We start from the raw sequence: 13,947 nt of genomic DNA on the forward strand, positions 1-13,947 counted from the left end.
CCCGCGCTTCAGCGCCGCAAGGCCAGCAGCACCACGCCCGCGGTGATCAGGCCGATGCCGCCCCATTGCCGCAGGTCGAGTTTCTCCCCGAGCAGCAGCACGCCGATCAGGGCGACGAACACCGCGCTGAGTTTGTCCACCGGCGCCACCAGCGAGGCGGGGCCGAGTTTCAAGGCGCGGAAATAGCACAGCCAGGAGGCGCCGGTCGCGAGCCCCGAGAGCAGCAAAAACAGGTAGCTCTTCGCGGAGATCGATCCCAGGGATTGATATTGGCCCGTGGCGTACAAAATCAAGGCCAGGCTGGCCAGCACCACCACGGTGCGCAACAAGGTAGCAAAGTCGGAGTTGACGTTCTCGATGCCGATTTTGGCGAAGATGGCCGTCAATGCAGCGAAGGTTGCCGACAGCAGGGCCCAGAATGTCCACGAGGAAAAAAAGCCTGAGCCCATGATTGCGCTTCCATTGTTGCCCTAGCCCGCAGGAGCCGGCTTGCCGGCGATAAGGCCGTTAAACGGCACGTCGCCGTGCCGTTCCCACCCTAGCCAATCCACGGCAATGGCTTTAGATGACTTCCAGTTTGGCGTAGCCGAGCATCAGCCACTTGCTGCCTTCGCTGAAGTTCACCTGCACCCGGGCCTGGGCGCCAGCGCCTTCGAAGTTGAGGATCACGCCGTCGCCGAACACTGAGTGGCGAACCTGTTGCCCCAGGCTGAAGGCGGTTTCCGGAATCACCGAGCCACCGAACAGGCTGCTGGAGCTCTGCTGTTGGCCGCCGCCGAAAGGGCGGCTGACGCTGTTGGACAAGCGCACTTCCTGAATCAGGCCTTTGGGAATCTCACGAACGAAACGCGACACCTTATTGTAGGTTTCGCTGCCATACAGGCGTCGGGTTTCAGCGTAGGTCATCACCAGGTTCTGCATCGCCCGAGTGATGCCGACGTAGGCCAGGCGGCGTTCTTCCTCAAGGCGGCCGGGTTCTTCCAGGCTCATCTTGTGGGGGAACAGGCCCTCTTCCATGCCCACCAGGAACACGTAGGGGAATTCCAGGCCCTTGGCACTGTGCAGGGTCATCAGTTGCACGCTGTCTTCGTGCTCGTCGGCCTGGGTGTCGCCGGCCTCCAGGGAGGCGTGGCCGAGGAAGGCGGCCAGGGGCGTCAGGTCGGCGTCTTCTTCAGTGTTTTCGAAGTTGCGCGCGGCACTCACCAGTTCCTCAAGGTTTTCCACCCGGGCCTGGCCTTTCTCGCCTTTTTCCGCTTCGTGGTAGGCGATCAGCCCCGATTGCTCGATGACGGTCTGGGTCATCAAGTGCAGGGGCATTTCCAGGGTTTTTGCCGCCAGGTTCTCGATCAACTCGACAAAGGCACCCAGGGCGCCGGCAGCGCGGCCGGTCAGGCCTTTATTGGCCACCAGCTGACGCATGGCTTCCCACATCGACACGTCGCTGTGGCGTGCGTGTTCGCGGATGGCTTCGACGGTCTTCTCGCCAATGCCCCGGGCCGGCACGTTGATCACCCGCTCCAGGGCCGCATCGTTGCCGCGGCCTTCGAGCAAGCGCAGGTACGCCATGGCGTTCTTGATTTCGGCACGCTCGAAGAAGCGCTGGCCGCCATAGATGCGGTACGGAATGCGTTCGCGCAGCAAGGCCTCTTCCAGTACCCGGGATTGGGCGTTGGAGCGATAGAGAATGGCGACATCGCTGCGGGCCAGGCCGGTCTTGATTGCGCTTTCGATGGTTTCCACCACGTAGCGCGCTTCATCGTGTTCGTTGAAGGCGGCGTAGAGGTTGATCGCCTCGCCTTCGTTGCCGTCGGTCCACAGCTCTTTGCCCAGGCGCCCGGTGTTGTTGGCGATCAGGGCGTTGGCGGCCTTGAGGATGCCGGCGGTGGAGCGGTAGTTCTGCTCCAGGCGGATCACTTCGGCGTCCGGGAAGTCGGCGGAGTACTGATGGATGTTCTCGATTTTCGCGCCGCGCCAGCCGTAGATCGACTGGTCGTCGTCGCCCACCACCATCAGGCTGTCACCGCCCTTGGCCAGCAGGCGCAACCAGGCGTACTGCACGGCGTTGGTGTCTTGGAACTCGTCCACCAGCACATGGCGGAAGCGCTTCTGGTAGTGCGCCAGCAGGCCCGGGTGGTCGCGCCACAGGTCCAGGGCGCGCAGCAGCAGTTCGGAGAAGTCGATGACCCCGGCGCGCTGGCAGGCGGCTTCATAGGCTTCATAAATGCTGCGCATGGTGGCCAGGAACAGGTCACCGCTGGCCTGGATGTGTTGCGGACGCAGGCCTTCGTCTTTCTGCCCGTTGATAAACCACTGGGCCTGACGGGCCGGCCAGCGCTGCTCGTCCAGGCCCAGGTCGCGGATCACCCGTTTGACCAGGCGTTGCTGGTCGTCGCTGTCGAGAATCTGGAAGGTCTGGCTCAGGCCGGCCTCTTGCCAGTGCGCTCGCAGCAGGCGGTGGGCCAGGCCGTGGAAGGTGCCGACCCACATGCCGGCCGGGTTGATACCCATCAACTGCTCGATGCGATGGCGCATCTCGGCAGCGGCCTTGTTGGTGAAGGTCACCGACAGGATCGAATGGGGTGACGCGTTCTCGACCTGGATCAACCAGGCGATACGGTGCACCAGCACTCGGGTTTTGCCGGAGCCAGCACCGGCCAGGACCAACTGACGACCCACGGAGGCAGCTACGGCCTGGCGTTGGGCATCGTTGAGGGAGTTCAACAGGAGGGAGAGATCATCGCGCATCGGCGCATTCTAGGGGGCCGGACGACCCCGGGCAAACCCGGCGTGGGTTTAACCGACAAAACTGTGTTTGATGACGACCGGTCGGTCATTGCCTGCAGCCGTGGGGCGGTCTGGGCCTGGGGTTTTGCGAGGGTGGCGGTACCGGAGAGTTTTCTCGACTTTTATGACGTGGGGCAGTTTGGTCCGGCGCATTGCTTGTGTATGCTCCCGCGACGTTTCGGGCTCACCATTATAAGAACATTGCCTATGACACTTGACCCCAGCCTGTCCGGCCCCCTGGTGGAGCCGCGGGTGATTCGCCAGCATTACGCCATGGAGATGGCCGTGGAGCGCACACGCCTGTTGTACCAAGGCTCGCTGCTGCCCACCCTGTTCATGCTGCTCAATGGCCTGGTGTGCGCCTGGTTGCTGTGGAGTCCCGAGCGTTATCTGCTGATCAGCGTGTGGATGGTCTGGCTCCTGGCCCTGGTGGCGCTGCGGGTGATCCAGGTCGCCGCGTTCGACTCCGCCATCCCCAGTCGCCAGGCCCAGCCGGTGTGGCAGCGCATGTTTCTGCTCGGCTCCACGGTCAGCGGCCTGACCCTGGCTTGTGCCGGCATTGCCTTGATGCCCACCGACAACTTCCTCCAGCAAGCCTGGGTCTTCGGCCTGATCGGCGCGGCCATCCTTAGTGCCAGCGTTGCCTATGCGGTCAGCCTGCCGGCCTTCCTGTCCTTTACCTTGCCCTGCCTGCTGCCGGCCATCGGCTATCTGTTCTGGGGCGGTGATGAGCAGCAGCGCGGCTGGGGGTGGCTGGGGTTGATCCTGCTGGGGTCCCTGAGCGTGGTGGCGTGGCAGATCAACCGGCTGATCCAGCATGGCCTGCTGCGACGTTTTCAGAACCAGGCACTGATCGAGCATCTGCAAACCGCCCAGGGCCGCAGTGAACTGCTCAACCGCGAATTGGCCCGGGAAATCGAACAGCGCCGGCGCGCCGAGGATGAGCTGCGCGAAGTCCAGGCTGGCCTTGAGCAACGAGTGGCCCAGCGTAGCCTGGAGCTGGACGCGGCCAACCAGGCCTTGAGCAAAAGCGAAGCGCGCCTGGCCCTGGCCCTGAAAGCCAGTGAGCTGGGGCTGTGGGACTGGAACCTGCAGACCGATGAAGTGCACCACAGCCATGTCAAAGAGCTGTTCGGGCTGGAGCCGGAATACGTCACTGCCATGCTCAGCCACCTCAAGCCGCGGCTGCATCCCGAGGACCTGCCGCTGCTCAAGCGCGCCCTGGTGGAGCACCTCAAGGGCCGCAGCGAGGATTATCAAGTGGAGTACCGGGTGCGGCACGGCGCCGGGCACTGGGTGTGGATCGAGGACCGTGGGCGGGCGGTGGAGCGCAGCGCCAGCGGGCGGGTCACGCGGATGCTCGGCACGCGACGGGACATCAGCGCCAGCAAGGAGCTGGAAGCCCAGCGCGACTTGGCGGCCACGGTGTTCGAGGCGGCAAGCGAAGGCATCGTGATTTTCGACCCGGACTACGCCTTGCTCGCAGTCAATCAAGCGTTCAGCCGTGTCACCGGTTATCAGATCGAAGACATGCTCGGGCGCAATGTGCTGGAGCTGCCGTGCAGCCGCGACGCGCGTCGGCACTTCAGCATGATCCACCAGGCTCTGGAGCAGCACGGCAGTTGGCAGGGCGAGTTGGTGGAGGCGCGTAAGAACGGCGAATTGTACCCGCAATGGCTGCAACTCAATGTGGTGCGCGATAAGCGGGGCAAAGTGCGGCATATCGTCGGCTTCTACGCCGATCTTTCGGCGCGGCGCGAGTCCGAAGAGCGCATGCGCTACTTGACCCACTACGACGAACTCACAGGCCTGGCCAACCGTTCGCTGTTTCGCGAGCGCCTCAGCGAAGCCCATCAACGGGTACGCCAGGGCGGGCGCAGCCTGGCTTTGCTGCATATCGACCTGGACCGCTTCAAGCTGCTCAACGACAGCCTGGGCCACGAGATGGCCGACCAGTTGCTGCAGAAGATGGCCCGGCGCCTGACCAATGCCTTGCCCGAAGCCGACACCATTGCCCGGTTGTCCGGGGATGAATTCGCCGTGCTGTTCGATGCCTACGGCAGCCTGTCGAGCCTGACCCGGGTCGCCACGCGGTTGCTGAGCAAACTGCGCCTGCCGCTCATTGTGGAAGGCCATGAATTGGTGGTCAGCGCGTCCATCGGCATCAGCATGTTGCCGGACAGTGCGCGGGACATTTCTGCCCTGGTCAGCCAGTCGAACATGGCCATGCAGCACGCCAAGCACTTGGGCGGGAACAATTTCCAGTTCTACACCGAGAACCTGCAAGCCAGCACGTTGGAGCGCCTGCAGTTGGAAAACCAGCTGCGCAAAGCCATCGACGAGCACCAGTTGAAGGTCTTCTATCAACCCAAGCTGTGCCTGGCCACCGGCAAGCTGAACGCTGCCGAGGCCTTGGTGCGCTGGGACCACCCGACCATGGGGCGGATTCCCCCGGGGGATTTTATCGGCCTGGCGGAAGAGACCGGCCTGATCGGGCCCATCGGCGAATTCGTACTGCGCCAGGCTTGCTGGCAGGCCTGTGAATGGCAGCGCCAGGGGCTGCCGCCGATCCGCGTGTCGGTGAACCTGTCGGTGCATCAGCTGCGCCAGGGCAAGTTGGTCAGCCTGGTGCGCCAGGTCCTCGAAGAGAGCGGGCTGGACCCGCACCTCCTTGAACTGGAGCTGACCGAGAGCCAGTTGCTCGACAGCGTCGAACACATCATTGCCACCTTCCAGCAACTGCGTAACCTGGGGGTCAAGTTGGCGATCGACGACTTTGGCACGGGCTATTCGTCCTTGAGTTACCTCAAGCGTATTCCGGTGGATTACGTGAAGATCGACCAGGCGTTTATTCGCGGCCTGGCCGAAGGCAGCGAGGACGCCGCGATCACCCGGGCGATCATCGCCATGGCCCACGGTCTGTCGTTGAAAGTGGTAGCCGAAGGGGTGGAGCACCCCGGGCAATTGGCCTTCCTCAAGCGTGAACATTGCGATGAAGTGCAGGGCTATCTGATTAGCCGCCCAGTGGAGGCCGAGGGCCTGGCGCAGTTGCTCAGGGCCGATTCCCAAGCCTTGTAGGCGCCCATGGCTACAAGGCGCCCGAGCGCTAAAACAGCGGGCGTCAAGGATGTCGAGTTGTGTATTGAGCGGGCAAAAAGCCATTTCTTGTAGTATAACTACAAGCTTGCTACATCCCTGGCGTCTGCCCATAACAATGAGTCCAGCCCTTTGAATCTGTTGCAGCACATTGCCCAGTCCCGTCACCTGTTACGCAAATCGGAGCTCAAGGTCGCAGACCATGTGCTGCTCGATCCGGCGGCGGTGATGCACAGTTCCATGGCTGACCTGGCCCATAGCGTGGGCATCAGCGAGCCGACCATCGTGCGCTTCTGTCGCGCCATCGGTTGCTCGGGTTTTCAGGATCTCAAGCTCAAATTGGCGCAGAGCCTGGCGGCGGGTGCCAGCTTTGGCCAGTTCGCGATCCATGAAGATGATTCGGTCGCTGACTACAGCCTGAAAATCTTCGACACCACCCTGCACACCCTGATGGAGGTTCGCGAGAAACTCGACCCGGTGGCGTTGCAGCAGGCGGTGACCGCCATGTCCCAGGCCCAGCGTGTTGAGTTCTACGGTTTCGGCGCGTCGGGCGCAGTGGCGGCGGATGCCCAGCACAAGTTCTTTCGCCTGCTGCTGACCGCAGCGGCCTATTCCGACCCGCACATGCAGGCGATGTCGGCCGTGACCCTCAAGCCCACCGATGTGGCGATCTGCATTTCCCAATCCGGGCGCTCCAAGGACCTGCTGATCACCGCCAACCTGGTGCGTGAAAGCGGCGCCTCGCTGATCACCCTGTGCCCGAGCCAGACGCCATTGGCCGAGCTGTCCACGGTCAACTTGGCGATCGATGTGCACGAAGACACCGAAATCTACACCCCGCTGACCTCGCGTATCGCCCACCTGGTGGTGATCGACGTGTTGGCGATGGGCGTGGCCATGGCCCGCGGCCCGAGCCTGGTCAACCACCTCAAGAGCGTCAAGCGCAGCTTGCGCAGCCTGCGCCTGTCACCCAAGTCGGTCAAAGCCCTGGATGATTGAGCCGCTTGCTGGCGGTAGGGGGGTTGGGATTGATATCGCCGGCGAGCCGGCTCCTACAAGGGCGCGATCGTAAGAGAGGCCCGGCGCAATATTCATCGTCCTGTCATGGGCGCGCCGTTAAACCGTAACGCCCTGCGTCCATCGTGAAACTCCCGTACTCGCATTGGGAGACTCGAAATGGCCCGGCCTTACGAAGAAAGCAACAGCGTTGTAAAAACCCGCCGTCAGCAGGAAGACCAGCGTCGCATGGAGTTCCGACGCGCGATTGAACACCGTTGTGAGCTGCGCCAGTTGCAGCAGGAAATCAACGATTACCCGGAGCTTGAAGCCATCAACTACTGGCAGGCCGCGCCGGCAGCTTCCCGTCGAAACGCTCAACCAACCCGCTGATCTGCACCCGTTCGCTGCGGATAAACCCCAGGAACGCATGCGCCACCGGTGACAGGCGTTTAGCCTTGGCCTGCACCAGGCACCAGCTGCGGTACAACGGCAGCTCTTCGACGGGCAACTCGATGAGTCCCCCCGTCGCCAACTCTAGGTTCAGGGCGTGGCGCGTCAACAAGGCCACGCCCAGACCCGCTCGCACACACTCGCGCTGGGCTTCGGCCGACGACACTTCCAGGGTCTGGGTGAAGTGCACGCGTTTTTCCTTGAAGTATTCCTCGCAGGCCAGGCGCGTGCCGGAACCCTGTTCCCGCACCAGCAGGTTGTAGGGTTCCAGGTCTTGCAGGCGCAGTGGCCCCAAGTGGCACAGCGGGTGGTCCGGCGGGGCCACGGCAACGATCGGGTTGTTGAGGAACGGCAGGAATTCCAGGCCCATGTCTTGCGGGACCATGGACATGATCACCAAGTCATCGCGGTTGTCGGAAAGACGGCGAATCACCTGGCCGCGGTTGACCACCGTGAGTTGCAGGTTCACTTCCGGGTGCTGGCGCTTGAACGCGGCGAACAGGTGCGGCACGAAGTACTTGGCGCTCGACTCCACCGCCAGCTTGAGTTGGCCTTGCAGCGATCCCTGCATGTCCGAGAGCTGCATGTCGAGGTTTTCCAGGCGCCCGAAAATATCCCGGCTGGCCCGTTGCAGGGCTTCGGCGCCTCGGTCATGTAGAGTTTTTTGCCGACGTAATCGAACAGCGGCTGGCCGACCAGCTCTTCCAACTGGCGAATCTGCAGGCTGACGGCCGGCTGAGTGAGGGACATTTCCTCGGCCGCTCGGCTGTAGGAGCGCAAATCGCACACTTCATTGAAAACCTGAAGTTGACGCAATGTCATACGCATCAATGACTTACGAATTATTTTTACTCCCGCACCCAAGGCTCAAGCCGCAACTATAAGTCTTTGCTTATGCACGACCCAATAATTATTGATTTTTGTTAATCCATCGCGGCCGCTAGTGTGGTTGGGCGACTGGCTTGAAACATTTAGTCATGCGCCGACTCGGTCTAGCGGGTCGTCTGTGCCAACGGCTCAAGGGAACCTCCAAGTGATAAAAAAGATCCTGATTGCCAACCGTGGTGAGATTGCCGTACGAATCGTGCGTGCTTGCGCCGAGATGGGCATTCGCTCGGTCGCAATCTTCTCCGACGCCGATCGCCATGCCTTGCATGTGAAGCGCGCTGATGAGGCCCACAGCATCGGTGCCGAACCTCTGGCCGGCTACCTCAACCCGCGCAAGCTGGTGAACCTGGCTGTGGAAACCGGCTGCGACGCCTTGCACCCCGGCTACGGTTTTCTCTCGGAAAATGCCGAGCTGGCGGACATCTGCGCTGAACGCGGGATCAAGTTCATTGGCCCGTCGGCGGAAGTGATCCGGCGCATGGGCGACAAGACCGAAGCCCGCCGCAGCATGATCAAGGCCGGCGTGCCCGTCACCCCGGGCACCGAAGGCAACGTAGCAGACATTGCCGAAGCCCTGACCGAAGGCGATCGCATCGGTTATCCGGTGATGCTCAAGGCCACCTCCGGTGGCGGCGGTCGCGGCATTCGTCGTTGCAACAGCCGTGAAGAACTCGAACAAGCCTTCCCCCGGGTGATTTCCGAAGCCACCAAGGCCTTCGGTTCGGCGGAAGTGTTCCTGGAAAAATGCATCGTCAATCCCAAGCACATCGAGGCGCAGATTCTCGGTGACAGCTTTGGCAACGTGGTGCACCTGTTCGAGCGTGACTGCTCGATCCAGCGCCGCAACCAGAAGCTCATCGAGATCGCCCCCAGCCCGCAACTGACCCCGGAGCAGCGCGCCTACATCGGCGACCTGTCGGTGCGCGCGGCCAAGGCCGTGGGCTACGAGAACGCCGGCACCGTGGAGTTCCTGCTCGCCGAGGGCGAGGTGTACTTCATGGAGATGAACACCCGGGTGCAGGTGGAACACACCATCACCGAAGAAATCACCGGCATCGACATCGTTCGTGAACAGATCCGCATCGCCTCCGGCCTGCCGCTGTCGGTCAAGCAGGAAGACATCCATCACCGTGGTTTCGCGTTGCAGTTCCGCATCAACGCCGAAGACCCGAAGAACAACTTCCTGCCCAGCTTCGGCAAGATCACCCGTTATTACGCGCCCGGCGGCCCCGGCGTGCGCACCGACACGGCGATCTACACCGGCTACACCATTCCGCCGTTCTACGACTCCATGTGCCTGAAGCTGGTGGTCTGGGCCCTGACCTGGGAAGAGGCGATGGACCGTGGCCTGCGGGCCCTGGACGACATGCGTCTGCAGGGGGTGAAGACCACCGCCGCCTATTACCAGGAAATCCTGCGCAACCCGGAATTCCGTAGCGGCCAGTTCAATACCAGCTTCGTTGAAAGCCACCCTGAACTGACCAACTACTCGATCAAGCGCAAACCCGAAGAGCTGGCCCTGGCCATCGCTGCCGCCATCGCCGCCCACGCAGGCTTATGAATAAAAAGCGGCAAGCTTTCAGCGGCAAGCGCCAAGTCAGGGCCGATAGGCTTTTGCTTGCAGCTTGTAGCTTTAAGCTTGCCGCTATGAGGAGATCCTAATATGTCCAAGAAAATCTTCGTAACCGACACCATCCTGCGAGATGCCCACCAATCGCTTCTGGCCACCCGCATGCGCACCGAAGACATGCTGCCGATCTGCGACAAGCTCGACAAAGTCGGCTACTGGTCGCTGGAATGCTGGGGCGGCGCGACCTTCGACGCCTGTGTGCGGTTTCTCAAAGAAGACCCGTGGGAGCGTCTGCGCAAGCTGCGCGCCGCGCTGCCTAACACGCGCCTGCAAATGCTCCTGCGTGGCCAGAACCTGCTGGGCTACCGTCACTACAGCGACGATGTGGTCCGGGCGTTTGTGGCCAAGGCGGCGGTCAACGGCATCGACGTGTTCCGTATCTTCGACGCCATGAACGACGTGCGTAACCTGCGGGTGGCCATCGAAGCGGTGAAAGCTGCCGGTAAGCACGCCCAGGGCACCATCGCCTACACCACCAGCCCAGTGCACACCATCGAGGCCTTCGTGGCCCAGGGCAAGCAGATGGAAGCCATGGGTTGCGACTCCATCGCGATCAAGGACATGGCCGGCCTGCTGACCCCCTACGCCACCGGCGAGCTGGTCAAGGCGCTGAAAAGCGAGCTGTCGTTGCCGGTGTTTATCCACTCCCACGACACCGCCGGCCTGGCCGCGATGTGCCAGCTCAAGGCCATCGAGAACGGTGCCGACCACATCGACACCGCCATCTCCAGCTTTGCCTGGGGCACCAGCCACCCGGGCACCGAGTCCATGGTCGCGGCCCTTAAAGGCAGCGAGTTCGACACCGGCCTGGACCTGGAACTGCTGCAAGAGATCGGCCTGTACTTCTACGCCGTGCGCAAGAAGTACCACCAGTTCGAAAGCGAGTTCACCGCGGTCGACACCCGGGTGCAAGTCAACCAGGTACCGGGCGGGATGATTTCCAACCTGGCCAACCAGCTCAAGGAACAGGGCGCCCTGAACCGCATGGGCGAAGTGCTGGCCGAGATCCCGCGGGTGCGCCACGACCTCGGTTACCCGCCGCTGGTAACCCCGACCTCGCAGATCGTCGGCACCCAGGCGTTCTTCAACGTACTGGCCGGCGAGCGCTACAAGACCATCACCAACGAAGTGAAGCTCTACCTGCAAGGCGGCTACGGCAAGGCGCCGGGCGAAGTGGACGTGAAACTGCGACGCCAGGCCATCGGCAGCGAAGAGGTGATCGACGTTCGTCCGGCCGACCTGCTGAAGCCGGAAATGACCAAGCTGCGCGGCGAAATTGGCACCTTGGCCAAGTCCGAAGAAGACGTGCTGACCTACGCCATGTTCCCGGACATTGGGCGCAAGTTCCTCGAAGAACGCGAAGCCGGCACCCTGGCGCCGGAAGTGCTGCTGCCAATCCCGGAAGCGGGCGGTGTGAGCAAGCCGGGTGGCGAGGGTGTGCCGACCGAGTTCGTCATCGACGTGCACGGCGAAACCTACCGTGTGGACATCACCGGTGTCGGGGTCAAGGCTGAAGGCAAGCGTCACTTCTACCTGTCCATCGACGGCATGCCGGAAGAAGTGGTGTTCGAACCGCTCAACGAATTCGTCGGCGGTGGCAGCAGCAAGCGCAAGCAGGCCAGCGAACCGGGCCACGTCAGCACCACCATGCCGGGCAACATCGTTGATGTGCTGGTCAAGGAAGGCGACGTGGTCAAGGCCGGCCAGGCCGTGCTGATCACCGAAGCCATGAAGATGGAAACCGAAGTCCAGGCGGTGATTGCGGGCAAGGTCACCGCCATTCACGTGGCCAAGGGCGACCGGGTCAACCCGGGTGAAGTACTGATCGAGATCGAAGGCTGATTCCAGACCTTCATCTGCAACGTTTTACCTCGGGGGGCATGTGCCCCCCTTTTTTTTCGCCCGCAATATTGCCAGCAAGCCGGTTGCAGGGAGGACGTGATATCCGCCGGGTAGGGGCGTCGCCAGCATGAGGTGCGTAGGAGCTGGCTTGCCAGCGATGGCGGCCTGGGGTGTGAGTCCGGATTCGAGGGCCCCATCGCCGGCAAGCCGGCTCCTACGGAGGGCGTGATATCTGCCGGGTAGGGGTGTCGTCAGCAAGAGGTGCGTAGGAGCTGGCTTGCCAGCGATAGCGGCCTGAGGTGTGAGTCCGGATTCGAGAGCCCCATCGCCGGCAAGCCGGTTCCTACGGAGGGCGTGATATCCGCCGGGTAGGGGCGTCGCCAGCAAGAGGTGTGTAGGAGCTGGCTTGCCAGCGATGGCGGCCTGGGGTGTGAGTCCGGATTCGAGTGCCCCATCGCCGGCAAGCCGGCTCCTACGAGGGCGTGCCGGGTAGGGGCTTCGGTCACTCGCGCTTGGCGTAGGCCTTGCCGTAATGGCGTTCCATGCGGGCCTGGATCAGTTCCAGGCCGATCGACAACAGCCAGTAGATGATCGCCGCGGTGGTCAGCATCTCGATGTAGCGGTAGCTGGAGCGGCCGTAGGACTGGGCCAGGAACATCACTTCCCAAACCCCCATCACCGAAATCAGCGACGAGTCCTTGAGCATGGAGATGAACTGGTTGGTGGTCGGCGGGATGATGGTGCGCATGGCTTGGGGCAGGGTGACTTGCCAGAAAATCACGCTGTCGCGCATGCCCAGGGCCAGGGCGGCTTCACGTTGCCCGTGGGCCACGCCGAGGATGCCGGCGCGGAAGATCTCGCTCAGGTAGGCGCCGTAGTTCAACGACAGGGCAATGATCCCTGCGGTGACGGCACCCGGCACCACGCCCAATTGCGGCAGGCCGAGGTAGATCAGGAGGATCTGGATCAGCAGCGGCGTGCCGCGGAAGAACGACGCGTAGAAGCTCGCCACGCCGAAGGCCACGGCGCTTTTCGACAGGCGTCCCAAGGCTGTGATAAAGCCCAGGGCGCATGAGGCAACGATCGAGCACAGGCAGAGGAACAGCGTCAGCGCCGCCCCCTGGAGGAAGCCGTTGGGCGCCAGGTGCAAGCCGATCAGGTTGGGCAGCTTGTCGAGAATGATCGAGAACTTCAGGTCGAAGCTCAGGAAAAAACTGGCAAACAGGCCGAACATCACCGCCCAGGTCAGGAACAGCCGGGTGCGGAAACCCAGCAAGCGTTTGATAAACGACTCAGCACCGGTTGCGGTGGCTGAGGGGGTTGCGAGAGAGAGGTCATTTGCTGATGTCGGCGCCGATCCATTTGTCCGACAGTTTGCTCAGGGTGCCGTCTTGTTTCAACTGGGCAAAGACTTCACGCACTTTGCTGTTCCACTGGGCGTCGCCTTTCTCGATGGCCACCGAGTTGGGTTCGGCGTACAGCGGTTCGCCCGCGAGCTTGAAGCGTTTGTCCTGATTCAGGCGCGGTTGTGCGGTCACCAGGTTGGTCAGGATGGCGTCCAGGCGCACGCCGGCGCCCAGGCCCAGGTCTTGGAAAGCCACGTTGTCGGTGTCGTACGGGGCGATCTGCACGTTCTCGAACGGGTATTGCAGTTGAGTGTCTTCGGCGCCTTCGATCACCAGGTTCTTGTTCAGATAGCTCTCGTAGCTGGAGGCGCTGGTCAGGCCGACCTTCTTGTTGCTCAGGTCCTTGGCGCTGTGGATGCGATCGTCCTTGGCGTTGACCACGATCACCGCAGGCGAGGCGTAGTACTCAACCGGGAAGTCGAAGACTTCGGCGCGGGCTTTGCTCGGGGTCATGGAGCAGATGCAGATGTCATAACGACCGCTCCAGCGACCGGCGGCAATCACGTCCCAGGACGGTGTTTCCAGGCGCAGCTTGACCCCGAGTTTTTCCGCCACGGCCTTGGCCACGTCGACGTCGAAGCCGTCCAGCTGGTTCTGGTCATTGAGGAAAGAGAAGGGCGGGTAGCTTTCCATCAGCACGCCGACCAGTTCTTTTTTCTGCTCGATGCGGTCCAGGGTGGCACCGGCAAAGGCTTGGCCAGAGGCAGCAATCAGTGTCAGGCCCAGGGCCAGTAGCGGTTTGAGATTCATGGGGATCCTGACTGAAAAAAGGTTGTGATTAACCGAATGGAGCGTATTTAATAGTTATAAGACCGACTCCGGTAGTGAGTTATTTTTATAAGCATATGAGTA

General features: G+C 62.2%; 8 protein-coding genes and 2 pseudogenes. 5 read left to right on the plus strand and 5 right to left on the minus strand.

The window, feature by feature from the left end; translation table 11 throughout:
- Positions 1 to 8: 8 nt before the first annotated feature.
- Both M1B35_RS02975 and uvrD read right to left on the minus strand, forming a co-directional pair.
- On the minus strand, positions 9 to 449 hold the full coding sequence (locus M1B35_RS02975; protein WP_268261179.1) for an EamA family transporter: 441 nt from the start codon (positions 447 to 449) through the stop codon (positions 9 to 11).
- Between the two features lie 112 nt (positions 450 to 561).
- Positions 562 to 2,745 (minus strand): DNA helicase II, encoded by a 2,184-nt coding sequence (gene uvrD / locus M1B35_RS02980; RefSeq protein ID WP_268261180.1) that lies wholly within the window; start codon positions 2,743 to 2,745, stop codon positions 562 to 564.
- 246 nt (positions 2,746 to 2,991) lie between these two features.
- Between uvrD and M1B35_RS02985 the strand changes: the two genes are divergently transcribed.
- The 3 genes from M1B35_RS02985 (at position 2,992) to M1B35_RS02995 (ending at position 7,269) form a co-directional block, all read left to right on the plus strand.
- A complete protein-coding gene (locus tag M1B35_RS02985; protein WP_268261181.1) occupies positions 2,992 to 5,862 on the plus strand; it encodes a GGDEF domain-containing phosphodiesterase in 2,871 nt (956 codons plus the stop codon).
- 150 nt (positions 5,863 to 6,012) lie between these two features.
- A complete protein-coding gene (hexR, locus tag M1B35_RS02990) occupies positions 6,013 to 6,879 on the plus strand; it encodes a transcriptional regulator HexR (protein WP_011064325.1) in 867 nt (288 codons plus the stop codon).
- Positions 6,880 to 7,056: 177 nt separating this feature from the next.
- Entirely contained in the window at positions 7,057 to 7,269 is a 213-nt protein-coding gene (locus tag M1B35_RS02995) for a PA3496 family putative envelope integrity protein (RefSeq protein ID WP_123327921.1), read from the plus strand.
- On the opposite strand, the pseudogene M1B35_RS03000 reads toward M1B35_RS02995, so the two are convergent.
- Positions 7,211 to 8,172 (minus strand): annotated as a pseudogene (locus tag M1B35_RS03000) (LysR family transcriptional regulator). The gene M1B35_RS02995 and the pseudogene M1B35_RS03000 sit on opposite strands and share 59 nt — an antisense overlap.
- Positions 8,173 to 8,362: 190 nt before the next feature.
- Here M1B35_RS03000 and M1B35_RS03005 point away from each other — a divergent pair.
- Together M1B35_RS03005 and oadA are read left to right on the plus strand one after the other, a co-directional pair.
- Positions 8,363 to 9,778: an acetyl-CoA carboxylase biotin carboxylase subunit gene (locus tag M1B35_RS03005; RefSeq protein ID WP_123327919.1), complete on the plus strand. Its 1,416-nt coding sequence runs from the start codon at positions 8,363 to 8,365 to the stop codon at positions 9,776 to 9,778.
- A gap of 102 nt (positions 9,779 to 9,880) precedes the next feature.
- Positions 9,881 to 11,689 carry a sodium-extruding oxaloacetate decarboxylase subunit alpha gene (gene oadA, locus M1B35_RS03010; RefSeq protein ID WP_268261182.1) on the plus strand — a complete coding sequence of 603 codons (1,809 nt, stop codon included), beginning with the start codon at positions 9,881 to 9,883 and terminating at the stop codon, positions 11,687 to 11,689.
- Positions 11,690 to 12,191: 502 nt separating this feature from the next.
- Here the strand turns inward: oadA and M1B35_RS03015 are convergent.
- Both M1B35_RS03015 and M1B35_RS03020 read right to left on the minus strand, forming a co-directional pair.
- Positions 12,192 to 13,027: pseudogene (locus M1B35_RS03015) on the minus strand (amino acid ABC transporter permease).
- On the minus strand, positions 13,024 to 13,845 hold the full coding sequence (locus M1B35_RS03020) for an ABC transporter substrate-binding protein (protein WP_123327916.1): 822 nt from the start codon (positions 13,843 to 13,845) through the stop codon (positions 13,024 to 13,026). Before M1B35_RS03020 ends, M1B35_RS03015 begins: the two are co-directional and overlap by 4 nt.
- Between the last annotated feature and the right edge of the window lie 102 nt (positions 13,846 to 13,947).

Source organism: Pseudomonas morbosilactucae (assembly GCF_023241665.1).
Taxonomy (GTDB): Bacteria; Pseudomonadota; Gammaproteobacteria; order Pseudomonadales; family Pseudomonadaceae; genus Aquipseudomonas; species Aquipseudomonas morbosilactucae.

What these genes read in the sequence shown, in the direction of transcription:
- M1B35_RS02975 (WP_268261179.1), bottom strand. Translation starts at nt 449, where the DNA reads ATGGGCTCAGGCTTTTTTTCCTCGTGGACATTCTGGGCCCTGCTGTCG.
- M1B35_RS03020 (WP_123327916.1), bottom strand. Translation starts at nt 13,845, where the DNA reads ATGAATCTCAAACCGCTACTGGCCCTGGGCCTGACACTGATTGCTGCC.
- M1B35_RS02995 (WP_123327921.1), top strand. Translation starts at nt 7,057, where the DNA reads ATGGCCCGGCCTTACGAAGAAAGCAACAGCGTTGTAAAAACCCGCCGT.
- M1B35_RS02985 (WP_268261181.1), top strand. Translation starts at nt 2,992, where the DNA reads ATGACACTTGACCCCAGCCTGTCCGGCCCCCTGGTGGAGCCGCGGGTG.
- oadA (WP_268261182.1), top strand. Translation starts at nt 9,881, where the DNA reads ATGTCCAAGAAAATCTTCGTAACCGACACCATCCTGCGAGATGCCCAC.
- uvrD (WP_268261180.1), bottom strand. Translation starts at nt 2,745, where the DNA reads ATGCGCGATGATCTCTCCCTCCTGTTGAACTCCCTCAACGATGCCCAA.